Origin of the sequence: Amycolatopsis sp. CA-128772, assembly GCF_002904295.1 — a bacterium.
Taxonomy (GTDB): Bacteria; Actinomycetota; Actinomycetes; order Mycobacteriales; family Pseudonocardiaceae; genus Amycolatopsis.
Window position 1 is genome coordinate 16,486 of record NZ_PPHG01000054.1, and the last position, 23,611, is coordinate 40,096.

Genomic DNA, 23,611 nt, shown 5'->3' on the forward strand with positions numbered 1-23,611 from the left:
TATCAACAGTGATACGGAACGGCGGCGCTATTCTTCGAAATCGCTACCGAACGGTAAGCTAACGAGCGGAACCGGCGGCAATCAAGGGCTATACGTGAAAACGTCACGCGGGCAGGGCAATTTGTCACACCGGCACGCCGGACCGGCCGCATTCCTAGCAGGCCCGGGAAGGTTTCCCCAGCACAGCGCCCCCCGCGAACCGCTGACCCGCGTGACAAATCCGGGTTCCGAAATGTTGACGCGAGTGCCAACCGCCTATTCTCTGCTTGCTCGCGCGCGAGCGCGGCGCGTAGCTTCGAAACCCATGAAAAGAATGCACAGCGCGGTGCTCGCGATGTCGGCGGCCGCGCTTCTGTCGGGTGCCGCCTGCGGTTCGGACGCCCCGCCCGACCCGGGCCGCCACGCCGATCCGGCCGCGCTCGCCTGGGTCGACAAGGTGTGCACCGGTGTCGCCGCGGGCTCGGCGAAGCTCTCCCAGCCGCCGGCGGTCGACGACGCCGACCCGGTGAAGACCCGGGACGCGATGGTCGGCTTCCTGGGCCGGCTCGGGTCCGCCCTCGACGACATGGCGGGCGGCATCCGCACGGCCGGCGTCCCGCCCGTCCCGGATGGACAGTCCGTTGTGGACAAAGCCACCGGCAACCTCACCGAGACGCGCAGCAAGCTCGCCGAAACGAAGACCAGGATGGAGCAGGCGACGGTGACCGATCAGGCCGGCCTGCGCCGGGCCATTTCCGACGCCGACGCGACGATGGGCAAGCTCGCCGACCCGGAGGGCCCGATCAAGGACCTCAAGGCCAACCCGGAGCTGAACCTGGCCTTCAGCGAGTCCGCGACCTGCAAGCGCGTCTACGGGACGGGCTCGTGACCGCCCGCCGCGTGCTGGCCGCGCTGGTGGCGGTGGTCCTGACCGCGGCGCTCGCCCCTCCGGCGGCCGCCGACGACCCGGCTGCTCCGGGCGACTCCTTCTACGTCCCGCCGTCCCCGCTGCCCGCGGGCAAGCCGGGTGACGTGCTCCGCTGGCGGCCGTCTTCCGCGGGTCCGCGCCAGGCGTCGGTCGACGCGTGGCAGGTGATGTACCTGTCGACCAACGCGCTCGGGCAGCCCGACGCGGTCACCGGCACGGTGCTGGTGCCGAAGAGCGCCGACCGCGCGACGGCCCCGATCGTCGCGTTCGCCCCGGGCACGCACGGCCCGGCGTTCGCCTGCACGCCGTCGGCGATGATCGGCATCGGCGCGTTCTACGAGCAGCCGGGCCTGGACGACCTGCTCGACGCGGGGTACGCGGTGGCGGTCCCGGACTACGAGGGCTACCAGCCGGCGCCGAAGACGACGTACGTGGTGGGCCGGTCCGAAGGCCCCGCGGTGATCGACGCGGTCCGCGCGGCGCAGCGCCTCCCCGCGGCCGGGCTGTCCCCGTCGGCGAAGGTGGTCTTCCGCGGGTATTCCCAAGGCGGCGGCGCGGCGGCGTGGGCCGGCGAGCTGCAGCCGTCGTACGCCCCGGAGCTGAACCTGGTCGGCGTCGCGGCCGGCGGGGTGCCGGCGGACCTGGTCCAGGTGACGCTGCAGCTCGACGGCAAGTTCGGCTTCGGCGTGTTCGCGTACGCGCTGCTGGGTCTCGACCGGGCGTACCCGGAGCTGCAGCTGGACTCGTTCCTGAGCGGCAACGGCCGCGCGAAGCTGGCCGAGATGCAGCAGAGCGCGTGCACGTTCGAGCTGCTCACGACGTACGCGAACCAGAAGATCGCGGACTACACGACCGGCCCGGGCTACATCAAGCCGGCGTGGGTGGCCCGGTTGAACGAGAACAAGCTGGGCGGGACACCACCCCGGGTCCCGGTGTTCCAGTACCACGCGACGGGTGACCAGCTGGTGCAGTTCGCGCAGGCGGACGCGCTGCACCGGACGTACTGCGCGGCCGGGGTCCAGGAGACGTGGAAGACCTACGACACGGACCACATCACGCTGGTGTACACGGGCAACGCGGACGTCCTGGCGTTCGTGAAGGACCGGATAGCGGGCAAGCCGGCGACGCCGAACTGCTGATCGGCGACTCGGGCGGGGAGTGCGGGCGGCGGTTCGGTGGGGCGGATGGCGGTCGCCGGTTCCGCCGCGGTCCGGCCACGGTTCCACCCCCGCGCGGGGCCGCGGCCACAAGCCGCACAGCTGCCCGCCGCCACCAGCCGCACACCCGCGCCGATTCCCCGCTGCCACCAGCCGCACACCCGCGCCGATTCCCCGCCGCCACCAGCCACGCAGCCGCGCCGATTCCCCGCCGCCACCAGCCGCGCCGCCGCGACGATTCCCCCGCGGCGGCGAACCACCTACCGTTCCACCCCCGCGCGGGTGCCGCGGCCACCAGCCGCATCCCCGCACCGCTATCCGCGGCCACCAGCCGCGTCAGCGGTTGCGGCCGCCCCGCGGGTGCTGCTGCCAGGAGCTGATCACCGAGCTCACGTACTCGCGCCACTGGTCCTGCGGCGAGGTCGTCGACGGGGCCGGCGGCTCGGCGCGGGCCGGTTTGCGGCCCGCCGCCGAGGGCATGCTCGTCGTCTCGGCCGGAGAGTCGCGCACCTTGGCCGTGAGGGGCGGTGCGGCGGCGGAGGCGCTCATCGTCTCCAGCCCTTCGCTCGACGTCGCCGGCGCGGCCGGCGGGACGACCGCCCCGGGTGGTGGGACAGCTGTCCCGCCCACCTGGTGCGGCTGGAACAGCACGACCGCCGCCAGCCCCAGCCCGACGGCCGCGCCCGCGGCCAGGACGTAGGGCTTCGCGCGGCGGGACCGGTCGGCGGGCGGGGTCTCCCGCGGGCGCTCGTCGTCGCCGGGAGAGTCCGCCGGCTCGGCGTCGAGCACGGCCAGCGGGTCCGGCGCGGGCTCGGGTCCGGAGGCCGCCTCCTCGGCGAGCTTCGCGTCGAGTTCGCCGCGGATCATCAGCGGCTTCGTCTGCGAAAGGTTCACCAGTTCGGCGACCGAAGGAAGTTCGCCCTCCCCGCCCGTCCGTGCCATCGAAAGACCTCCGCCCTGTCGGCGTCACCTGGAGGAACCATGCCCGAGCCGCGAGAGCTGCTCCGCTTCGCCGTCGTCGGTTCGGCCGCGTACGGAGTCACCCTACTGGGCGACTACAGCCTGAAGTTCACCGTGTTCCGGGAGAAGCCGGTGACGGCCCTCGCGGTCGCCACCGTCCTCGCCACCGCGTTCGCGTACCTGCTGTCCCGGCGCTGGTCGTTCGCCACCCGCGGCGGCCACGGCCGGGTGCGGGAAGCGACCCTGTTCTTCGCCGTCAACGCGGGCGCGGTGGCGGTGAATCTCGTGCCGCCGCTGGTGTCGCGGTACGTGCTGCACCTGTCCGTGCCCTACGTCGGTTACGCGGCGCAGGAGGTCGCGGACTTCGTCGCCGGGATGCTCCTGGGCACCCTGCTCGGGACGGCGTTCCGCTGGTGGGGGTACCGGCGGTGGGTGTTCCCGCGCGCGGCGGCGGCCGAACCACGGCGGGCCTCAGCCCTGGTCCGGTAGGGCCTGCTCGGCCAGCAGCGCCAGCTCCAGCCGCAGCCGCTCGCCGGGGTCGTCCAGGCGGTCGCCGAACAGCTCCGCCAGCTTCTTGAGCCGGGCCCGGATCGTCTGCGGGTGCAGGTCGAGCTGCCGGCCCAGCTCCGGGGCGCTCCCCCTGGTCCGGACCAGCGCCAGCAGCGTTTCGGCCAGCTGCTCGCGGCGGCGGCCGGACAAGCCGGACAACGGCTCCAGCGTCGTCGTGGCCAGCTGGGCGACCAGGAACTCGTCGGCGAGCAGCAGCAGCGTCGTCACGTGGTCGCGGCACCAGATCACCGGGCCCGGCGCGTCGAGCAGGCCGCGGGCGGCCAGGTCGACGGCGCGGCGGGCGATCCGGAACGACTCGGGTGCGTCGGACGGCGGAACCAGCGGCCCGACCGCGGCCGTCCAGCCCGGCGGCAGCCCGGCGAGGCCGGCCAGGTCGACGTCCGGGGCGGGGGTGAGCGCCGCCGGCGGGTCGCCGGCCGGGTCGGCGGGAACGTGCTCCGGCAGCAGCCCGGGCGGGAATTCCGGCGCACCGGGCAGCGCGCGGAACGCCACCGCGGCGACCCGCTCGGGCACCGGCAGGCCGGAGGCGGCGATCAGACCGTCCAGTTCTGGAAATGTCTCAGCGGCCGGCATGCGGCCGCCGAGCACCGCGCGCAGCAGGCGGCGGTGCCGTTCGCCGGTGCCGGCCACCGCCGCTTCCGCCGCGCTGTACCCCTCGGCGACGGCCGCCATCGACGTCTCGACGTCGGCGAACATCCCTTCCGCGGCGCCGTAGAGGACGTCACCGGACAGCCCGGCTTCCCGCGCGATGTCGGCGATCCAGCGCCAGGTGACCCGGCTCGACACGCGCACGGCCGCCTGCACGGCCTCGCGGCTCAGACCATTGTGGAACGCTTCACGCCCGTGGCCGCGGAACCCGGCCAGCCGGTCGGCCTGCCACATCCAGGGCGTGCCGACGCGGTCGACGTCCCGCTCGATGCCGCGCCGCGCCCGCTCCACCGCGACGGCCCGCTCGGGCCCGCGCGCGAAACTCCGGGAATATTCCGGAATCTCGGCGGCGATCGCGTCGATGCAGGCCCGGGCGATCTCGGGGATCCGCGGGCGCACCGCGTCGCCGAGTTCGTGCGGCAGCCGCGACCACACGGAGCCGTCCGAGGCAGCGGAACCGCGCATGGGGAATTCCGTCCTCCACTGGGAATTGGTACCGCAGAAATGGCTCCGCCATCTGACACGGAGCGTAGAACGCGCACCCGTCCGTGTCAAAAGGACGTGTGAGCGTCACCCTTTCCGGGAACCGATCGTTGATTTTTCAGTGACACCGGGGTCGGATACGCTCGGCGCCCACACCGCACCCGAAGGGGGATTCGTGGTCGAGTACCGCAGCTTCCGCCTGCTGGCCTCGCTGCCGCGCGCGCTGGGCGCGGGCCTGCGCCCGCACGTCGGGCACGCGGCGGCCTCGATGATCCAGGAGGTGCAGCGCACGGTCCCGGCCTACGGCCAGCCGCTCAAGGGCGTGTTCGGCAAGGTGCTGGTGAAGAGCGTCGAGTACGCGGTGCAGCACTGCGTCGACACGATGGGCGAGCCGGCGCTGCCGCACGAGCCGTGGGTCGAGTTCTACCGGGGCCGCGGCCGGGTCGAGTTCACCGAGGGCCGCAACCTCGACGCGTTGCAGGACAGCGCCACGATCGGGGCCCGGGTGGCCTGGCGGGCGATGCACCCGGCGGTGATCGCCGCGGGCGTCGACCCGGCGGTCATCTCGGTCGCCGCGGAGGCCATCTTCGCCTACGTCGACGAGCTGTGCGCCACCGCGATCGAGGGCTACCAGCAAGCGCAGGCCGAGGCGGAAGGCGCGGTCCCGGTCCGGCGGCGGCGCCTGCTGGAGCTGATCGCGGGAGCCCCGGAGGGCGCGGCGACCAGCATCGCCGAGCTGGCGGGCGGCGCGGGCTGGCCCCTCCCGGAGACGGCGGCGATGGTGGCCCTCGAGCGCGCCCCGGACGCGGCGGACTTCCCGCACGACCTGCTCGGCGACGGCGTCCTGGCCGACCTCGACGGCCCGGAGCCGTACCTGCTGACCAGCGACCCGGACGCGGACCTGGCCCCCCTGACGGCCAAGCTCGACGGCTGGCGCGCGGCGGTGTCCCCGACGGTGCCGCTGGCGGACGCCCCGGCGGCCCTGCGCACGGCCCGGCGGGCCCTGCGGCTGTCGGGCCCGGACGTCCCGGGCCCCCTGATCTGGTGCCGCGACCACCTGGCCACGCTCTGGCTGCTTGCGGAGGACTTCCTGGCGGCCGAGCTGGCCCGGCAGAGCCTGGACCCGTTCGCCTCGCTGAGCGAGAAGCAGCGTGAGCGCCTCAGCGAGACGTTGCTGGCGTGGCTGGAGACGCGAGGAGGAGCCCCGGAGATAGCGCAGCGGCTGGGGGTGCACCCGCAAACGGTCCGCAATCGCTTGCGCCAGCTGGAGGAGCTGTTCGGCGACCGCCTGCGCGACGCCGACGACCGGCTGGGCATGCAGCTGGCGTTGCGAGCACAGCGCCTGATGCGCGCCCACCGGCCGCCGGAGGGCTGACGAGGTTTTCGGGCACCCCAATGGGGCGTTCGGTGCATCCAGCGCACCCAATGTGGCGTTCGGTGCGCTGGACGCAACCAACGCCACATTGGGGCGCTTGGGGGGGTCGGGCACCGGGCGCGATCCGGGCCGATGCCGCTCTCTCGCGCCGAGGGCACCGGCTCGGCCGCTGGAGGCGATCGCGGGCGGTGCCGCCGCTCGCCGCAGGTGTGTGCGGGGCACCGCCGCTCGCCGCAGGTGTGTGCGGGGCACCGCCGCTCGCCGCAGGTGTGTGCGGGGTGCCCCCGCTCGCCGCAGGTGTGTTCGGGGCACCGCCGCTCGCCGCAGGTGTGTGCGGGGCACCGCCCGGCCGCCTCACCTGCGCCGAGGGCACCCGCCGGCGATACCGGGCAGCGCCTGTTCAGCTCACCGCCGCCGCGGCCCGAGCTCATCCACCGCGCCGCCGGCCCGGCCGCCGCAGGCGCGCTGCTCAGCTCACTGCCGCCCGCTCGCCGGCCACCGCAAGCGAGCCCCCTCAGCTCACCGCGGCTGCCATCTCGCCGGCCAACGGTCTCCCCCAGCCGTGTCCCTGTGCCTTCGCCACCCGGTCCAGCGCGCCGACCGGCATCGGGAGGACCCGGCGCCACGGCCGGCGGCCCGGGCCGCGGCGGGGCAGCTGTTGGCCCGGGCCGGCGAAATGGAAACTCGCGCGGCAGGACATCAGCGGGTCCGGTGCGTCATTGCGACCATGCCTTCGAGGATTACCGGCCGCCGGCGGAATGTCGATACGCATTCCCGGTGACGTCCCGAAAACTCGCACGCGCGGGCGCCTTTCCGCAATCCTTCTTGTCACGCCCGTCCGGTCATTCGGCGAAGTGGCCTTCACCACATCCACGGTAACAGCCGGATGTCCTAATTTCGGGTCCCGCGAGAAAGGGGCCCGCCGATGACCGTCAAGACCCTCACCCTGCACGGCCGCCGGATCCGGCTGCACGAGCACCTGCCCGCCGCGGGTGCGCGCGACGAAGCGATCGTGCTGCTGCACGGGATCGCCGGCAGCGCCGGCACCTGGGCTCCCGTGCTGGACCGGTGCGCCGCCCTCGGCCGTCGCGTGCTCGCGCCCGACCTGCCCGGGCACGGCGGGTCCGACGCTCCCCGCGCGGACTACGGCCTCGGCGCCATGGCCAGCACCGTGCGCGACATCCTCGCCCTGTCCGGCGTGCGGCACGCGACCGTCGTCGGCCACTCCCTCGGCGGCGGGATCGCCCTGCAGTTCGCCTACCAGTTCCCGGAAATGTGCGACCGGCTCGTGCTGGTCGGCAGCGCCGGGCTCGGGTCCGAGGTGAGCCCGGTGCTGCGGGCCACGGCGTTGCCGGGCGCCCCCGCCGTCCTGGCCCTGGCCGTGAACCGGGTGACCGTGGCGATCGCGCGGGCCGTCGGCCGGATCATCGGGCCGCGCAACCCGGAAACCCGGGAACTGGCCCGGCACTTCGGCTCGCTGGCCGACCCTGCGCGGCGGCGGGCGTTCCTGTTCATCGCACGCAGCCTGATCGACCTGCGCGGCCAGCGCGCGAGCGCCGCCGACAAGCTCTACCTGGCCGAAGCCGTGCCGATGCTGCTGCTCTGGGGCGCGCGCGACCCGCTCATCCCGGTGCGCCACGCGCACCGGACGGCCGCACTGCTGCCGGACAGCCGCTTGACGGTGCTGGAAAACGTGAAACACTTTCCGCACGTGGCCGACCCGGACCGGTTCTGCGTGCTGCTGAACGAGTTCGTCTCCGGGACCGCCCCCGCGCGGCTCACCCTGGACGACGTCGTCACGCGCCTGACCGCCGCGAACGGGGCCTTCTGAAAAGTTGTCATCCGCGCACCATTCGCCCGCGCCGGAAGTGTCACCTCACCTCGCGCGGTTCCACCCGTTCGGGTGTAGTCCGGACGGGTTACCGCAAAGACAGCGGAGAACCCGTTGACAGTGCCGTTCGCGCGAAATTATGTTGCCTGAGCCACAAAATCCGGATCGGCTGTCCCGGCGAAGAGGCCGCTTTTGTTGCCAGCAAGGATAAAAACATGACCGACGTGGACACCGGATTCGCCGCCCCCGCCCTGCGGGCCGGCCGGCCGAACCCCGGCGAGCGCAGTTCCGGACCGGCCTACCGGCAGCAGTCCGTGTCGGCCCGGCCCGCCTACCCACCCGCGCCGCGCACCCCGGCCGACCGCCGGCCGGGACGCACTTCCGGCGCCATCGGGCTCTGGGCGTCGCTGCCACGGGAGCTGGCGGTCCGCTTCAAGCCGCGGGTCGACCCGCTCGCCCGCGCCATCCTGCAGGAGGTGCAGCGGGCGGTGCCCGAGTACCGCCAGCCGCTGGAAGGCGCGTTCGGGCACATCATCACGCAGGGTGTCCGGCAGTCGATCATCCAGTGCCTCGACAGTGTCGGCACCCCCGGCGCCGTGCCGCTCGAGACGTGGACGACCGTCTTCCGCAACCTCGGCAAGATCGAGTTCAACGAGGGCCGCAGCCTCGACTGCCTGCAGACCGCCTACCGCGTCGGCGGCCGGGTCGCCTGGCGGCACATCAGCGAGTTCGGGCAGGCCGCCGGCGTCTCGGCGGACACGCTGTGCACCAGCGCCGAGGCCATTTTCGCCTACGTCGACGAGATCTCCGCGCTCTCGATCGAGGGCTACACGGCGGCGCAGACACGCGCGGCCGGCACCCGCGCCCGCCGCCGGAGACGGCTGCTGGAACTGCTGCTCGCCGACCCGCCGTCCGCGCCGCAGACCATCACCGCGCAGGCCGCCACGGCGCAGTGGCCGCTGCCCGCCGAGGTCACCGTCGTCGCCCTCGAACCCCGCGCCGACCAGCACAGCCTCGCCCCGCCCGACCTGCATTCCGACGTCCTCGTCGACCTCGAGGGCGGCGAGCCGTGCCTGGTCACCGGCGACCCGGACCGGCACCTGAAGAACCTCGCCGAGCGGCTGCCGGGCTGGCGCGCGGTGATCGGCCCGGCCGTGCGGCTCACCGACGCGCCGCGGTCGCTGCTCTGGGCGCGCCGGACGCTGAAGCTCGTCCAGCGCGGCGTGCTGCCGGACGCGCCGGTGACCCGCTGCACCGACCACCTGTCCACGCTGTGGCTGCTCGCCGACGAATTCCTCGTCCGCGAGCTGTGCGCGCGCAGCCTGGAGCCGTTCAACGACCTCACGCCGAAGCAGCGGACGCGGCTCGGCGAGACGTTGCTGATCTGGCTGCAGTCCCGCGGGAGCGCACCCGAGATCGCGAAGAAGCTGAAGGTGCACCCGCAGACCGTCCGGTACCGCATGCACCAGCTCGTCGACCTGTTCGGCGACCGGCTCCACAACGCCGACGACCGGCTCGACATGGAGATCGCGCTGCGCGCCGAGGCACTCCTCGGTTCCTGACTCCTCTTCCACAACGAGGTGGGCGATGACGGGACCACCCGTCGAGACGGCCTTCGGGCCGATGCTGGGCGGCGACGGCCGGCCGGGCCAGCTGTGGGCCATGCTCCCCCGCGAGCTGGCCGCGGTGTTCCGGCCGCGGCTGCTCGACGTCGCCGACGAGGTGCTGCGCGAGATCCAGCGGACCATCCCGGACTACGCGCGGCCCCTCGACGGCGCGTTCGGCAAGGCGCTGCGGGCCGGCGTCCAGGCGGCGATCCTGCAGTTCATCGACCGGATCGCGACGTCCGGCCCGGTGCCCGACGAGCGGCGGCAGGTGTTCGTCGGGCTCGGCGTGCACGAGCTCGCGCAGGGCCGCAACCTCGACGTCCTGCAGGCCGCCTACCGCGTCGGCGCGCGGGTGACGTGGCGGCGGATGGCCGAGGTGGGGACGCGGGCCGGCGTGCCGTCGGCGACGCTGTGCCTGCTGGCCGAGGCGATCTTCGCCTACATCGACGAGCTGTCGGCATTGTCGATCGAAGGGCACGCGGCGGCGCAGGCGCGGGCGGCCGGGGCGCTGGAACGGCGGCGGCGCCGGCTGCTGGACCTGCTGCTGGCGGACCCGCCGTCGCCGTCACGGATGGTCCAGGACGCCGCGACGGCGGCGGAGTGGCCGTTGCCGCACCGGCTCGTCGCGGTGGCGCTCGACGGGCCCGCCGACGTCACCGGGCTGGACGCGCTGGAGGACCTCGAAGACGGGACCCCGCGGCTGCTGCTGCCCGCCCCCGAGGACCGTCGTGCGCTGGCCGCGGCGCTGGCCGGCCAGCGGGCGGCGGTGGGGCCGCCGGTGCCGCCCCGCCAGGCGGCCCGCTCGCTGGCGACGGCGCAGGAGGCGTTGCGGCTGGTGGGCGACGTCCTGCCGGACGAGCCGCTGACGTGGTGCGAAGACCACCTCGCGACGCTGTGGCTGCGCAAGGAGCCGTTCCTGGTGACGGAGGTGTCCCGGCGCCGGCTGGCCCCGCTCACGGCGTTGACGCCGAAGCAGTACAACCGCCTGGCCCACACGTTGCTGGCCTGGCTGGAGACGTGCGGCAACGTCCGCGAGGTCGCCGACCGCCTCGCGATCCACCCCCAGACGGTCCGCGCCCGCGCCCAGGAGCTGGAGACCCTGTTCGCCGACCACCTCCGCCGCCCGGACGCCCGGTTCGAGATGATCCTCGCCCTCCGCGCCACCCTCACCTGAGCGCCGCTGCCCACCGATCCCGCGAGCCGACCTCCCGATCACGCGAGTCGACCTTCCAGTCACGCGAGTCGCCCTTCCCATCACGAGTGAAGGGGCATCTCGCGGGTGCGGAGAGGCATCGCCCGTGATCAGCGGATCAACTCGCGTGATCGAGGAGTCGACTCGCGTGATCGGTGGGGCATCACGGGAAGGTGGGGAGGTCCGGGGGCCAGTGGACCGTCGTGGCGGGGAGGCCGCGGACGCGGCGCCAGGCGGCGAACGCGTCCAGCCAGGCGCCGGCCGTGGCGGAGGCCAGGTCGGCCGGGGACGCCGTCGCGCAGAGGAGCCACCACTCCGGGGCGCAGCCGGCCGTGGCCTCGTGCAGGCGGCGGGCGCCCAGGACCCGGTGACGCCAGACAGCCTCGATGTCCTCGGCGGGCGCCCCGGCCGCGTGGACGATTCCCCGCAGGGGCACGCCGTCCGCCGTGGCCGCCGCGACCAGCCGTTCCGCGACGCCGGGCGCGGCGAGGTCGCCGGGCACCACCACCGTGTCCACTCCGGACAGCACGAGGGGACTCCGTCCGGAAAGGACGATCCGGGTCGCGCCGGTCCCCGCCAGGCGGCGGGCGATGGCCGGGCCGCGCGCGCCCGTCAGCACGTACGCGCCCGGGCCGCCCGGCACCTCGGCCGCGAACGGGACACGCGCCGGGCGCGCCGCGTACCGGACGTCATCGCGCCAGCGGACGTCGTCGTCCGATGCGTCCGACCGGAGCTCGCGCGCCAGGAACTCCAGGTCGGCGCGGGCGTCGAAGTCGACGAGGCAGGCCCGCAGCTCCGGCCGCTCGACCGCGAGCACCCGCACCAGCCCGCGCAGGAACAGCAGCCCCGGCTCGCCACGCGACTGCGTCAGCAGGTGGAACCGGACGCCGGGGCCGAGGCGCGCGACCACGTCGAGCACCGAAAGCAGCAGCTCCTGCGCGGCCTCCGGGTCGTGGTAGGCGTACGGCGCCCCGGTCAGGAAGACGACGCCGCGCACCGGGCGTTCGGCCAGGAAACCGGGCAGCTCGCCGAGGTCGTCGCGGGGCAGGGAGAGCGCGTCGTCGCCCGCCGCGGCCAGCGCCAGAGCCAGCGCGACCGCCCGGCCGAGCGCGGCCGGGTGCTCGTCGGTGAGCAGCAGCCACGCGCCGGGCCCGGACGGCGACGCCGGCGGCAGCGGCGCCTGGAGCCAGGTCACCTCGAACGGCGACGGGGCGAACGGGACGCCCGGCGACAGCACCGGTTCCGCCGGCCCGGTCACCACAGGCCGTCCCCGTCCCGGAAGTACTCCGGGCCGCGCGGGGCCTCGCCCGCGGGCAGCACGACGACCCGGCGCAGGGCCAGCCCGTGCCGCGCCGACACCGCGTGCCGCACCGCTCGCTCGACCTCGCCGCGCGGCGGGACGACGCCGTCGACCAGCTCCAGGACGACCACGGCCTGCTGCCCGGCAATGGCGAACGCCGCCGCGGCGTTCGGCCGGATCGCCGGGTGCGCCTCCTCGGCCGTCGTTTCGAGGTCCTGCGGGTGGTGGCCGGCGACGAGGCCGCGGCCGGTGACGACCAGCTCGCCGGCCTCGTCCAGGACACCCAGGTCGCCGGTCCGCAGCCACCACCGCGGCTCGTCGTCGCCGGCGACGAACGCGCAGAACACCCGCGCCGACTCCACGGGCCGGTGCCAGTAGCCGCGGGCCACGTTCGGCCCGCTCACCCAGATTTCGCCGGCGACGCCCGGGGGCCGCCGCCGCCCGCCGGGGCCGACGATCGCGACCGACTGGCCGATCGGACGTCCGCACGACACGAGCGCGGTCGCTTCGGCCCGGACGTAGCACGCCCGCAGCGCCCCGGGCGCGAACGCGGCCCGCAGCCGGTCCAGGTCCGGGTCGTCGTTGCCGGCCAGCGTGCCGGCCGGACCGAGCGCTGCCAGCGCGCGAACGGGGCCGGCCAGGAACTCGCGCCGTCCGAAGAGCACCGCGGGCCGGCCGGTGACGACCGGTACCGCCACCCCGAGCAGCAGGCCCAGGGGATCGCTCGGCGGCAGCCAAGTCACCACCACGGGCTGCTCCAGCACCTGCGCCGCCTGCCGCGCGTTCGCCACGATGTTCGCGTGCGTCACCATCACCCCGCCCGTGTACTGCAGGTAAGCCACGTCGTCGGGAGCCGGCGCGTCCTCGGTGAACGGCGCGTCGGGAACGGCGTCCACGGCGAGCACGCGATGCCCACACGTGTCCAAAGTGGACAGAAACTGCCGGGTCGCGGTCACCGTGGCCGCCGTCGCGAGCACGACCGACGGCTCGGCGTCGGCCAGGACGCGGGCCCGGCGGTCCGGACCCGCGGGGATCGCGACCAGCCCGGCACGCAGCACGCCGAGGAACGCGACGACGTAGCCGGGCGACGGCGCGACGAGGATCGCCGCCCGCTGTCCCGGCTCGGCGACCCGGCGCAGGGCCGCGGCGACCGCGGACACCCGGCGATCCAGCTCCGCCCAGGTCAGGGTGCCCGCGCCGGGCCAGGTCATCGCCGGCTCGCCGGCCGCCGCCGCGGCCCGGGCCGCCAGCAGCTTCGAGAGGGTCATGGGTTCCTCGCGCATCCTCAGGCCGCGGACATCCCGGTGACGCGCCACTTCCCGGCGACGCGCTCGGCCGTGACGCTCAGCTGGGCGGCGCCGGTGCTGCGCTGCCCGTCACCCCTCGTGCCGGTCTGGTCGAGGAACACCAGCAGCGCCGCGCGGTCGCCGTCCAGGAGCTTCACCCCGGACGCGACGGCCGTGGACGTGACCACGAGCTTCTGCTCGGCGGCCAGCTTGCGGACCTGGCCGAAGAGCTGTTCGTACTGCGCGAGCGCGGGCCCGGTCAGAACGTCCTTGGCCGCCTGTTCGCTCTTGGCCGGGTCGTCGTAGCGGTAGGAGAACACCGTGCCGAGCGCGGCACTGATCTGCTTCCCGGCGTCCGCGGTCCCGGCGACGTCGGCCAGCGCGCTGTTGTGCGCGACGACGGCGTTCGTGGCTCGCGCTTCGAGCGTGAACCACACCGCGAGCCCGGCCATGAGCACCGCCACCACCGCGAGCACCAGCCGCGCCCGCCGCCGTGGCCCGGTCTTCGTGAGCGGCAGAGCAAGTTCTGACCCGCCGGAATCCTCACGAGCGTCTTCGTGGTGGCGGCCGGCGACCTTCACCGCGCGCTTCTTCGTCGGAACCGTCACGGTGCCTCCCCCACGGGAACCTGGCCGAGCCCGGTGACCCGCCAGCCGTCCGGCCCACGCGTCAGGTCGGCCTGGAACCGGTTGCGTTTGGTCACGGCGTCACCGCCGTCCGGCGTGACGACCAGCTCGACCGACGCGATCAGCTTCGCCGTCCCCGCCCCGGTGTCCACTTCGGTCACCGCGGCGTCGGTCACCTGGCCCGTGGTGATCGTCTTGGCCTGGGCGATCCGGTCGAGGCTCCCCTGCCGGTCGGTCGCGAGCTCGTCGTGGAGCGCGCCGCCGGAGAGGTCCAGCCAGTGCTGGTACCCGGGCGCGGCCTGCCGGTAGTCCAAAGTGGTCAGTGCGGCGACCGCCGTCCGGCCCGCCCGCAGGGCGTCTTCCCGGACGACCGCGCGCGCGACGCCGTCGTCGTGTGCCGCCTGCCACCAGGTGAACCCCGACCACCCGGCCGCGGCGGTCGCGCACACCGCGACCGCCGGCGCCAGCCACGCGAAGATCCTCACGGTCGTCCTCCCGGTGCGTTCTGCGAGCCCCGCACGTTCGTCGGGTCGCCCTTCGGCAGCGCACACCGCGCGGCCGTGTTCAGCGGGCGGACCGACGTGTCGAGGCCGTCGTGGTACGGCGTCGTGTACCCGGTGGTGCACGGCGGTGGGTCGAAGAAGGTCAGCGACAGTCCGATGTGGACGCCGTCCCGCCGCACGACCGCGCCGGCCGCGGCGACCGCTTCCGGTGCGGTGATCAGCAGCTGCCGGACCCCGTCCCGGCGAGCTTCCAAAACGTCCGCGGTGGTCAGCAGGTTCGCCAGCAGCACGCCCAGGTTCGGCCCGGCGTCGCGGATCAGCGCGCTCACCTCGTTCGCGGCCGCGGGCACCGCCGGGATGAGCGTGCGCAGGTCGCCGTCGGACTGCTTCAGCGTCGACGCCAGCAGTTTCGCGTTGGCGCCGAAGTCGCGGATCGCGCCCGCCTGCTGGACCTGGGTGTCGAGCACCGTGTGCGCGTCGGTGACGAACCGGGTCAGCGGGGCGACGTGCGCGCTCGCCGCCTGGACGAACTCGATGCCGCGGCCGATCAGCTGGTCCAGCGCCGGGCCGGCGTCCGAGGTCGCGTTGTACAGCTCATCGACGACCGTGCGCAGCGCCGGTTTGGGCACCGACGCGGCGAAGGTGTCCACTGTCGACAGGACGACGTCGACCGGCAGCGGGATCTTCGTGTCCGCCTGGGTGATCACCGAGCCGTCGTGCAGCTTCGGCCCGCCGTCGGTGCGCGGCCGCAGGTCGACGTACTGCTCGCCGACGGCCGAGCGGTCCGCGACGACGGCCTCGGTGTCGGCCGGGACCGGCGCGGTACCGGAGTCGATCTCCAGGTCGGCTTCCATCCCGGCCGGGGTCAGCCGCAGCTGTCCGACGCGGCCGATCGGGACCCCGCGGTAGGTGACCTCGGCGCCTGCGAAGATGCCGCCACCGGTCGGGAACTGCGCCTTCACCGTGTAGCCGCGGTCGAAGAACACCTTGTCGAGCCCGGCGTAGGTGGCTCCGACGTAGGCGACGCCGACGACGGCGATGACGACGAAGATCGTCACCTGGACGCGCACGAACCGGGTCAGCATCAGTGGCCCGCCTCGAGGAACCCGTTGAGGTAGTCGCCGCGGATCGCGTCCAGGGCGGCGTCCGGGAACGGGAAGGTGAAGATCATCTCCATCGCCTTCGGGAGCTTGTCGCCGGAGTCGGCCAGCCGCCGCAGCAGCGGCTCCAGCGCGCGCAGGTCGGCGACCAGGTCGTCCTTGCTGCGGTTGACCGTGTCGACGGCGACCGTGGTCAGGCCGTCCAGGGCCTTGAGCATCCCGACCAGCGCCTCGCGCTGCTGGTTCAGGACGCTGATGCCCGGGGTCAGGCCGTTGAGCGTGGTGGTGATCTGGCCGGTGTGCGCGTTGAGCGTCGCCGCGAGCTTGTTGACGCTCTCGACGGCCCGGGTGATTTCGTTCCGGTGCTCGTCGAGTCCCCGGACGAAGGTGTCCAGATCGGACAGCAGGCTGCGGGCCGCGGTCTCTTTTCCGCCGAGGGCGTCGTTGAGCTGGTGGCTGATGTTCTGGACCTGCGCCACTCCGCCGCCGTTGAGCAGCAGGGACAACGCGCCGAAGACCTCCTCGATTTCGGGGCTCAGCGTGGACCGGTCGAGGGGGATGGCCGCGCCGTCGAGGAGCCGGCCGGACGGTGTCGCGTCGTCCGGCGGGGCCAGTTCGACGAACTTCTCGCCGAGGATGCTGGCCTGCCGCAGCCGGGCGACGGCGTTGCCGGGCAGGTCGACGTCGCCGTTGAGCAGCAGGTCCACGACAGCACTGTGGCCGTCCGGGGCCAGCTCGACCTTGACGACCTGGCCGACCGGGACGTCGTTGACCTTGACGCCGGACTGCGGCACGAGGTCGAGGACGTTGGTGAAGCTCGCGGTGACGTGGATCGGGTGGTCGCCGAGCGCGGCGCCGCCGGGCAGCGGGATGTCGTAGACGCTCACGCCGCTGCCGCAGCCGGTGGTGACCAGCGCGAGGGTCACCACCGCGGCGAGTTTGGCCGGGGACTTCATTTCTGCTCCGGGAACTCGAGGAGGTTGCCGCGGCCGTCGATGGTCCCGTTGGCGCGGTCGTAGGCGCCCAGGAGGTTCGTCAGCGCGTTCGGGGCCGCGGTGAGCGCCTCGGCGAGGGAGTCCTTCTGGTCCACCAGCACCTTCGTGACGCCGGCCAGCTTGTCCACATCGGACTGCACCTTGCCGCGGTTGTCCTTGATGAAGGTCTGCACGACGCTCAGCGCCTGGGTCAGCTCGGTCAGCGCGCCGGAGAACTGGTCGCGCTGCTGCGCCAGGACCTCGCTCAGCGACGCGATCTGCGCAATGGCCTGCTTGACCTGCCCGTCGTTGGCGGCGAGCATCGCGGTGAACCTGCTGATGTTGTCGACCGAGCCGAACAGGTCGTCCTTGGAGTCGCTCGCGGCGCGGGCGAACTCGCCGAGGTTCTCGATCGCCTGGCCGATGGTCTGCCCGGTGCCGTTCAGGTAGTCGGCCGACCGGGTCAGGACGTCGCTGACCGCGCCGTCCTTGTTGGCGCCGTTCGGCCCGAGCGCCGACATCAGCTGGTTGAGGCTGTGCAGGAGGTCGTCCACCTCGACCGGGGTCGCGGTGCGCTCACGCGGGATCGACGAGCCGTCGGCCAGCGTCGGACCACCGTGGTAGACGGGCGTGAGCTGCACGTACCGGTCGGCGACCAGGCTCGGCGTGATGACGACCGCCCCGGCGTCCGCGGGCAGCTGCACACCAGGCTTGAGCGTCAAGGTCACCTTGACGTCCGTGCCGTTCGGTTCCACTTCGGACACCGACCCGATGGCGACGCCGAGCACGCGCACGTCCGAGTTCGGGTAGATGCCGACGGCGGCGGTGAAGTACGCGTACAGGGTGCGCTGGGCGGGCGCGGTGACCACCGGCCACGCTGCCGACACCACGAGCGCGAGGACGACGCCGAGCGTGAGCGCCCGCAGTCTCGTCCGCCGCCGCGCCCGGGTGCCCAGGTCGATCAGCTGGTGCGCCATCAGCGTCCCCCGTTCTTGGGCGGCTGACAGCTGCCCGGTGTGGTGCCGGTCGGGATCAGCCCGCAGATGTAGGTGTCGATCCACCGGCCGTTGCCGACGGCGTTGCCGAGCAGCCGGTAGAACGGGCCGGCCAGGCGCAGGCTGTCCGCCAGCTTCCCCTGGTTCCGCTGCAGCACGGTCGCCACGCGGTCGAGCTGGTCGAGCGCCGGGCCGAGGGTCTGCTGGTTGTCGGCGACCAGCCCGCGCAGCTGGATCGAGAGGTTCTTGATGCCGGTGAACAGCTCAGCGATGGCGTCCTTACGCGCGTTGAGCTCGGTGAGCAGGGTGTTGCCGTCGCGGATCAGCGCCTGGATCTGGTCGGACCGCTGACCGAGCGTCTTCGAGACCTGGTGGGTGTTCTGGAACAGCTTGACCAGCTCGTCGTCGCGGGACGCCAGGGTCTGCGACAGCGCGGCGATCCCGTTGAACGCCGTCTTGACGTCGCTGGGTGCCGACGCGCCGAGGGTGTCGGACAGGACGCGGAACGCCTGCGCGAGCTGGTCGGTGTCGATGGCGCCGACCGTGCTCGCCAGGTCGTTGAAGACCGCGGTGACGTCGTAGGGCGAACTGGTGCGCTCGGCCGGGATCGGCTGATCCGGGTTCAGCTCGCCGTTGCCGACCGGGTCGAGCACGAGGTTCTTCTGGCCCAGCAACGTCTTGATCTTGATGGCCGCGGTGGTCCGGTTGCCCACCCACGTGTCGCGGACGCGGAACAGGACCTCGACGTGGTCGCCGGCCAGCCGCACGTCGGTGACCTCGCCGACCTTCACCCCCGCGACGCGGACCTCGTCGTCCGGCTTGAGGCCGGCGGCTTCGCGGAATTCGGCCCGGTAGGTGGTGCCGCCGCCGATGAACGGCAGGTCGTCCGAGAAGAACGTGGCGCTGCCGATCAGCGCCATGACCAGCGCGGTCACCGCGCCGACGGCGATCGGGTTGCGGCTGCGGAAGGGTTTCACCGGCACCTCGCGGCCGTGACGGGGATGCCCGGCGGCGGGCCGCCGGGCGCGGGTTTCGCGTCGGTCCGCACCGAGCACAGGTAGAAGTTCGCCCACGAGCCGTAGGAGAACAGCGTGCCGATCCGGTCGAGCTTCTTCGGCAGGTTGTCGAGGAACTGCTGGAACACCGGGGTGTTGTCGGCCAGGTTCTTCGACAGGTCGCCGAGCGCGGTGATGCTGTCCTTGAGCGGCCGCCGGCCCTGTTCGAGCAGCCCGGCGGTCGCGGTGGTCAGTTCGCCGAGGCCGCCGATGGCCTGCCCGATCGGCTTCGCGTCCGCGGCCAGGCCGGTCACCAGCTGGGCGGTGGTGTCGACGAGCGTGTCGAACTGGTCGCCCTGGGAATTCAGCGTGTCGAGCACGGTGTTGAGGTTGCCGATCACCTGGCCGATGACGGCGTCCTTGCCGGCCAGGGTCGAGGTGAGCGACGCGGTGTGCCTCAGCAGGCTGTCGATCGTGCTGCCCTCCCCCTGGAGCACCTGGATGATCTCGAACGACAGCTGGTTGACGTCGTTCGGCGACAGCGCCTGGAACAGCGGCTTGAAGCCGTTGAACAACGCGGTGAGGTCGAGCGCGGGGGTGGTCCGTTCGAGCGGGATTTCCGCGCCTTCGGCCAGTGTCGGCGAGGTGTCCGTCGCTCCGGGGTCGATCGAGAGGTACCGCTGGCCGACCAGGTTGCGGTAGCGGATGGTGACCGAGGCCGACGCGGTGAGCCGGTGCGTGCGGCCGACCGAGAACCCGACGTCGGCGAGGCGGTGCTCGACGACCCGCACGGAGTCGACCTGGCCGATCCGGACGCCGGCCATCCGGACCTCGTCACCGGGGTTGACCGAGGTCGCGTCGGTGAACCGGGCGGTGTAGCCGATGGTCGCGCCGACGTTCGAGTTGGCGATCGTGACGGCGAGCACGACGGTGGCGGCCGCGGTGACCAGGAAGAAAATCAGGCCCTTGACCGCGGGCCCCACGACACTCCTCATCGGACGGTCACCTCCGTGCCACGCAGCGCCGGTCCGATGAGGACACTGCTCCAGTCCGGTACCTCACCCAGCGCCGGCCGCAGGAGCTCGGCGACGAGCCGGCGCTCACCCGGCGAGTTCGCGGGCCCCAGGTCACCATCGGCCGCGGCCGCGGCCCCGCCGCCGTAGCACTTCGGGCCGCCGGTGGCGTCGAACCGCGGGGTGTCGCGGCCGGGCACGTACTTGTCCCGCGGATCCTGCACGGTGAGCGTCACGTGCAGGCCCGGTTCGTTCGTGCCCTTCCCGAGGGCCTTCTCCATCAGCGGCTTCAGCCGGTTGACCGCATCGAACAGGCAGGGGAACTCCGGCGAGTACCGCGACAGCAGCTCCAGCGTGGGGCGGCTCGCGGCGGAGACGCCGATCAGGTTGTCCTTGTTCTTCCGCAGGAACTCGTTCAGGTGGCCGGTGGCACCGGTGACGCTCGAATAGAGGCTGTCGAGGTCGGCGCGGGTGTCCACGATGGTCTTCGCGGTGGTCGACAGGTCGGACAGCGCCTGCAGGATGTCCGGCGCGGCACCGGTGTAGACGTCGGCCGCGTTCGCCAGCCCGGTGACGTCCGCCTTGAACTGCGGCATCAGCGGGTTCACCCGGGCCAGCAGGTCCTGCAGCTGGACGACGCTGTCGCCGAGCGGCTTCCCGCGGTTGTCGAGGGCTTGGGAGATCGCGCCGAGCGAGCTGTTCAGCTTCTGCGGCTGGACCGCGCGCAGCAGCGGCAGCAGGTCGCCGAGGACGCGTTCCAGCTCGATCGCGTTGGTCGAGTGGTCCTGGCCGATGACGTCCCCGCCCCGGAGGATCCCCCGGGGCGCGTCCGGCAGCACGAGGTTGACGTACCGCTCGCCGAACACCGTTTTCGGCAGCAGCCGCGCGGACACGTTCCCGGGCAGCAGGCCGATCTTCGCCGGGTCGAGGGCGAGGTCGATTTCGGCGCCGGTGCGCGTGCTGCGCACCGCCCGGACCTCGCCGAACGGGACGCCCTTGACCTTGACCTCGGCGGTCGGCGCGAGCTGGTTGCCGACGCGGTCCGCCCGCAGCGTCACCAGCTCCGAGTCGTCGAAGTCCTTGTCGTAGATGGCCACCGCGAGCCAGCCGAGCAGGACGAGCACGCCGAGGAAGGCGACCCCGGCGAGCTGCGTGCGGAACCGGCTCATCCGGACACCTTCACCGTGGTCGTCGCGCCCCAGATGGCCAGGGACAGGAACAGGTCGAGCACGCTGATCAGCACGATCGACGTCCGCACGGCCCGGCCCACCGCAACGCCGACACCCGCCGGGCCGCCACTGGCGCGGTAGCCGTAGAAGCAGTGCGTCAGGATCACGCCGACACTGAAGACGAGCACCTTGCCGAACGACCACAGCACGTCGCCGGGCGGCAGGAACAGCGTGAAGTAGTGGTCGTAGGTGCCGCCGGACTGTCCGAAGAAGACGACGGTGGTCAGGCGCGAACCGAGGTAGGAGATCAGCAGCCCGACGACGTACAGCGGGATGATGGCGACGAACCCGGCGACGATCCGGGTGGTGACCAGGTACGGCATGCTCCGCACGGCCATCACCTCGAGGGCGTCGATCTCCTCGGAGATCCGCATCGCGCCCAGCTGCGCGGTGAACCCGCTGCCCACAGTGGACGACAGCGCGAGCCCGGCGACGAGCGGGGCGATCTCGCGCGTGTTGAAGTACGCCGTCAGGAAGCCGGTCATCGCCGAGATGTTGATCTGGTTGAGCGCGCTGAACCCCTGCAGGCCCACCGTGACGCCGGTGAACACGCACAGGCCGACCATCACGCCGATCGTGCCGCCGATCACCGCGAGGGCGCCGCTGCCGAACGTCACTTCGGCCAGCAGCCGCACCACTTCGCGGAAGTAGCGGGTGACGGCGAGGGGGACGGCGGCGAGCGCGCGCACGTAGAACAGCAGCTGGTCGCCGAGGTCGAACAGCCGCTCGCCGGGTTTGCCGAGGAGGGTCACTCAGGTTCCCTTCGCGGGGACGAGCTGCAGGTACAGCGCGGTGAGCACGGTGTTGACGAAGAACAGCAGCAGGAACGTGATGACGACGGACTGGTTGACGACGTCACCGACGCCCTTGGGGCCGCCCTTGGGGTTCAGGCCGCGGTAGGCCGCGACGACCCCGGCCAGGTAGCCGAAGATGACGGCCTTGAGCGAGCTGACGACGAGGTCGGGCAGCTGCGCGAGGGCGTTGAAGCTGGCCAGGTAAGCGCCGGGGGTGCCGCCCTGGACGATCACGTTGAAGAAGTAGCCGCCGAGCACGCCGACCACGCTGACCAGGCCGTTCAGCAGCACGGACACGCCGACGGCGGCCTGCACGCGCGGCACGACCAGCCGGTGGATCGGCGAGACGCCGAGCACCTCCATCGCGGCGATCTCCTCGCGGATGCTGCGCGCGCCGAGGTCCGCGCAGATCGCGCTGCCGCCCGCGCCGGCGATGATCAGCGTCGTCACGATCGGGCTGGCCTGCTGCACGACGGCCAGCACGCTGGCGGCGCCGTTGAACTGCTGGGCGCCGATCTGGCTGGTCAGCGAGCCGAGCTGCAGCGAAATGACCGCGCCGAACGGGATGGAGACCAGGATCGCCGGCGCGATCGACACGCTGGCGATGAACCAGAACTGCTGGACGAACTCGCGGACCTGGTACGGCCGGCGCAGCATGGCGACGACGACGTCGAGGCCCATCGCGCACATCCGGCCGAACTCGCGCAGGCCGTTCGCGGCCTTCTGCGGCGCCTCGCCGAGGAAGGTCGTCATGACTTGCACCCGGAGCTGAAGCAGCGCAGCTGGAGGTTCGAGACGAACGTGTTGCCGGGTCCGGAAACCAGGCCGGTGAGCAGGCGGCTCAGGTCTTCGTGCCCGACGCACCCGGCGAACGGGGGGGTGGTGAAGGTCGACGTCACCTTCACCGGCGGGGCGGGCAGCGAAATCGGCACGAGCGCCTTGATGGTGACCGCCGCCGGCTGGGCCGTCCGGCAGTCCGCGCCGACGTCGAGAGCGCGTCCGTCCACTTTGACGTCGGACAGCTTGATGAACACCTTGGCGGTCACGTCCGTGTCGGCGCAGATGTTCGTCTGCGTGGCCTTGCAGTCCTTGTCCTTGCCCGTGTGGACGGTCGCCGTGCCCGCGGCGTCGCCGTCCGGGACGATCTCGACCCGGCCGGTGGTGGCCATGAACCGGAACGCGACGAAGTAGCCGTTCGCGGGCGGGATGGCCAGCTTCCCGGTGAGGGGCACGGTATTCGTGAGGCCGCCCAGGAAGCCGTCGAAGGTGCCCGGCGGGAAGGCGATGTCCGAGCCCAGCTTGGCCACGTGGCTCGTGGTCGGCTGCCGGGCGTCGCCGAGGGTGAACCCGAACGGGATCTGGGTGGCCTGCGCCTGCACCACCGGGGCGTTCCCGCCCGGCGCGGCTTCCGCGGCGCCGAGCGAGAACGCGGCCGCTGCCAGCACGAGCGGCAGCGAAAAACGGGTCAGCGTCATCGAGTTCACTTCTTGGTGAGGGTCACGTCCAGCTTGTTGCCGGGGCCGGAGGTGAGACCGGTGATCAGGCCGGTCAGGAAGCCGCAGCCGGTGAACTGCGGGATGCCGTAGGTCGCGGTGAGCTTGCCGCCCTTGAGCGGGTCGAAGCCGGGCGCCGAGGCGAGCGGCACGTCCGCGGGCTCGACCGTGTGGCAGGACTTCGACGTCAGGATCGGGAAGCCGAACACCCGCACCTTGGTGAGCTGGACGTCCACCAGGGCGTTCGCCTTGACCGTGCCGGCGGTGAGCGTGCCGTTGATCGCACCGACCTGGGCGAGCTTCACCGTGGCCGACGCCGGGATGAAGCCGAGGACGCGGAAGTGCACATCGGACTTCGGCAGGGCGAGCTGGGCGCCGAACTTGCCGGAGGCGGCGTCGAGCTTCGCGTCCAGGGTGCCCGGGCCGAGGGGCAGCGTGGCGTGCAGCTGCTTGAGGACCGACTTGCCCTGCACCGAGTACTTGACCGCGATCCCGCCCGGCGGGGTGGTGGTCGTCGGCGTGGTCGGCTGGGTGGTCGGGGTCGTGGGCTCGGTCGTCGGGGTCGTCGGTTCC

Annotated in this window: 22 protein-coding genes and 1 pseudogene; 7 read left to right on the top strand and 16 right to left on the bottom strand. The window is 72.8% G+C overall.

Translation table 11 applies throughout. The features are described 5' to 3' along the window. Positions 1–304 precede the first annotated feature (304 nt). A complete protein-coding gene (locus C2L59_RS19505) occupies positions 305–868 on the top strand; it encodes a hypothetical protein (protein WP_233223592.1) in 564 nt (187 codons plus the stop codon). Next, complete coding sequence (locus tag C2L59_RS19510) at positions 865–2,046, top strand: lipase family protein (RefSeq protein WP_103350933.1); 1,182 nt, start codon at positions 865–867, stop codon at positions 2,044–2,046. The genes C2L59_RS19505 and C2L59_RS19510 overlap by 4 nt, the downstream gene beginning before the upstream one ends. A gap of 354 nt (positions 2,047–2,400) precedes the next feature. Here C2L59_RS19510 and C2L59_RS19515 read toward each other — a convergent pair whose 3' ends face one another. Continuing rightward, a complete protein-coding gene (locus C2L59_RS19515; protein WP_103350934.1) occupies positions 2,401–3,006 on the bottom strand; it encodes a hypothetical protein in 606 nt (201 codons plus the stop codon). A 39-nt stretch (positions 3,007–3,045) separates the two neighbouring features. On the opposite strand from C2L59_RS19515, the gene C2L59_RS19520 reads away from it, so the two are divergent. Further along, positions 3,046–3,513, top strand: coding sequence for a GtrA family protein (locus C2L59_RS19520; protein WP_103350935.1), 468 nt, complete (start codon positions 3,046–3,048; stop codon positions 3,511–3,513). Here the strand turns inward: C2L59_RS19520 and C2L59_RS19525 are convergent. Further along, the gene (locus tag C2L59_RS19525) at positions 3,496–4,707 is read right to left on the bottom strand and encodes a helix-turn-helix domain-containing protein (RefSeq protein WP_103350936.1); all 1,212 of its coding nucleotides are present in this window, start codon (positions 4,705–4,707) and stop codon (positions 3,496–3,498) included. The genes C2L59_RS19520 and C2L59_RS19525 overlap by 18 nt on opposite strands. Positions 4,708–4,900: 193 nt before the next feature. On the opposite strand from C2L59_RS19525, the gene C2L59_RS19530 reads away from it, so the two are divergent. The 4 genes from C2L59_RS19530 (at position 4,901) to C2L59_RS19545 (ending at position 10,712) form a co-directional block, all read left to right on the top strand. Further along, positions 4,901–6,100 (top strand): CdaR family transcriptional regulator, encoded by a 1,200-nt coding sequence (locus C2L59_RS19530; RefSeq protein WP_103350937.1) that lies wholly within the window; start codon positions 4,901–4,903, stop codon positions 6,098–6,100. Positions 6,101–7,025: 925 nt separating this feature from the next. After that, complete coding sequence (locus C2L59_RS19535; protein WP_103350938.1) at positions 7,026–7,931, top strand: alpha/beta fold hydrolase; 906 nt, start codon at positions 7,026–7,028, stop codon at positions 7,929–7,931. A gap of 215 nt (positions 7,932–8,146) precedes the next feature. Beyond that, on the top strand, positions 8,147–9,493 hold the full coding sequence (locus tag C2L59_RS19540; RefSeq protein ID WP_103350939.1) for a helix-turn-helix domain-containing protein: 1,347 nt from the start codon (positions 8,147–8,149) through the stop codon (positions 9,491–9,493). 25 nt (positions 9,494–9,518) lie between these two features. Further along, on the top strand, positions 9,519–10,712 hold the full coding sequence (locus C2L59_RS19545; protein ID WP_103350940.1) for a helix-turn-helix domain-containing protein: 1,194 nt from the start codon (positions 9,519–9,521) through the stop codon (positions 10,710–10,712). 181 nt (positions 10,713–10,893) lie between these two features. Here C2L59_RS19545 and C2L59_RS19550 read toward each other — a convergent pair whose 3' ends face one another. The 14 genes and pseudogenes from C2L59_RS19550 to C2L59_RS19615 form a co-directional block, all read right to left on the bottom strand. After that, positions 10,894–11,988: a KR domain-containing protein gene (locus C2L59_RS19550; protein WP_233223593.1), complete on the bottom strand. Its 1,095-nt coding sequence runs from the start codon at positions 11,986–11,988 to the stop codon at positions 10,894–10,896. Next, positions 11,985–13,298 carry an AMP-binding protein gene (locus tag C2L59_RS19555; RefSeq protein WP_158263093.1) on the bottom strand — a complete coding sequence of 438 codons (1,314 nt, stop codon included), beginning with the start codon at positions 13,296–13,298 and terminating at the stop codon, positions 11,985–11,987. Before C2L59_RS19555 ends, C2L59_RS19550 begins: the two co-directional genes overlap by 4 nt. 17 nt (positions 13,299–13,315) lie before the next feature. Further along, entirely contained in the window at positions 13,316–13,924 is a 609-nt protein-coding gene (locus C2L59_RS19560) for a hypothetical protein (RefSeq protein ID WP_103350943.1), read from the bottom strand. After that, the gene (locus tag C2L59_RS19565) at positions 13,921–14,427 is read right to left on the bottom strand and encodes a hypothetical protein (RefSeq protein ID WP_103350944.1); all 507 of its coding nucleotides are present in this window, start codon (positions 14,425–14,427) and stop codon (positions 13,921–13,923) included. Before C2L59_RS19565 ends, C2L59_RS19560 begins: the two co-directional genes overlap by 4 nt. Next, positions 14,424–15,530: an MlaD family protein gene (locus C2L59_RS19570; RefSeq protein ID WP_103350945.1), complete on the bottom strand. Its 1,107-nt coding sequence runs from the start codon at positions 15,528–15,530 to the stop codon at positions 14,424–14,426. Before C2L59_RS19570 ends, C2L59_RS19565 begins: the two co-directional genes overlap by 4 nt. Beyond that, positions 15,530–16,501 (bottom strand): MCE family protein, encoded by a 972-nt coding sequence (locus tag C2L59_RS19575; RefSeq protein ID WP_103350946.1) that lies wholly within the window; start codon positions 16,499–16,501, stop codon positions 15,530–15,532. Before C2L59_RS19575 ends, C2L59_RS19570 begins: the two co-directional genes overlap by 1 nt. Further along, a complete protein-coding gene (locus C2L59_RS19580) occupies positions 16,498–17,496 on the bottom strand; it encodes an MCE family protein (RefSeq protein WP_103350947.1) in 999 nt (332 codons plus the stop codon). Before C2L59_RS19580 ends, C2L59_RS19575 begins: the two co-directional genes overlap by 4 nt. After that, complete coding sequence (locus C2L59_RS19585; RefSeq protein ID WP_103350956.1) at positions 17,496–18,491, bottom strand: MCE family protein; 996 nt, start codon at positions 18,489–18,491, stop codon at positions 17,496–17,498. The genes C2L59_RS19580 and C2L59_RS19585 overlap by 1 nt, the downstream gene beginning before the upstream one ends. Beyond that, a complete protein-coding gene (locus tag C2L59_RS19590; protein ID WP_103350948.1) occupies positions 18,488–19,504 on the bottom strand; it encodes an MCE family protein in 1,017 nt (338 codons plus the stop codon). The genes C2L59_RS19585 and C2L59_RS19590 overlap by 4 nt, the downstream gene beginning before the upstream one ends. Continuing rightward, positions 19,501–20,691, bottom strand: coding sequence for an MCE family protein (locus C2L59_RS19595; protein ID WP_103350949.1), 1,191 nt, complete (start codon positions 20,689–20,691; stop codon positions 19,501–19,503). The genes C2L59_RS19590 and C2L59_RS19595 overlap by 4 nt, the downstream gene beginning before the upstream one ends. Further along, positions 20,688–21,503, bottom strand: coding sequence for an ABC transporter permease (locus C2L59_RS19600; RefSeq protein ID WP_103350950.1), 816 nt, complete (start codon positions 21,501–21,503; stop codon positions 20,688–20,690). Before C2L59_RS19600 ends, C2L59_RS19595 begins: the two co-directional genes overlap by 4 nt. Beyond that, positions 21,504–22,298: an ABC transporter permease gene (locus C2L59_RS19605; protein WP_103350951.1), complete on the bottom strand. Its 795-nt coding sequence runs from the start codon at positions 22,296–22,298 to the stop codon at positions 21,504–21,506. Beyond that, entirely contained in the window at positions 22,295–23,020 is a 726-nt protein-coding gene (locus C2L59_RS19610) for a hypothetical protein (RefSeq protein ID WP_199199154.1), read from the bottom strand. Before C2L59_RS19610 ends, C2L59_RS19605 begins: the two co-directional genes overlap by 4 nt. A 5-nt stretch (positions 23,021–23,025) precedes the next feature. Continuing rightward, positions 23,026–23,611, bottom strand: a pseudogene (locus C2L59_RS19615) (5'-nucleotidase); the annotation flags it as partial.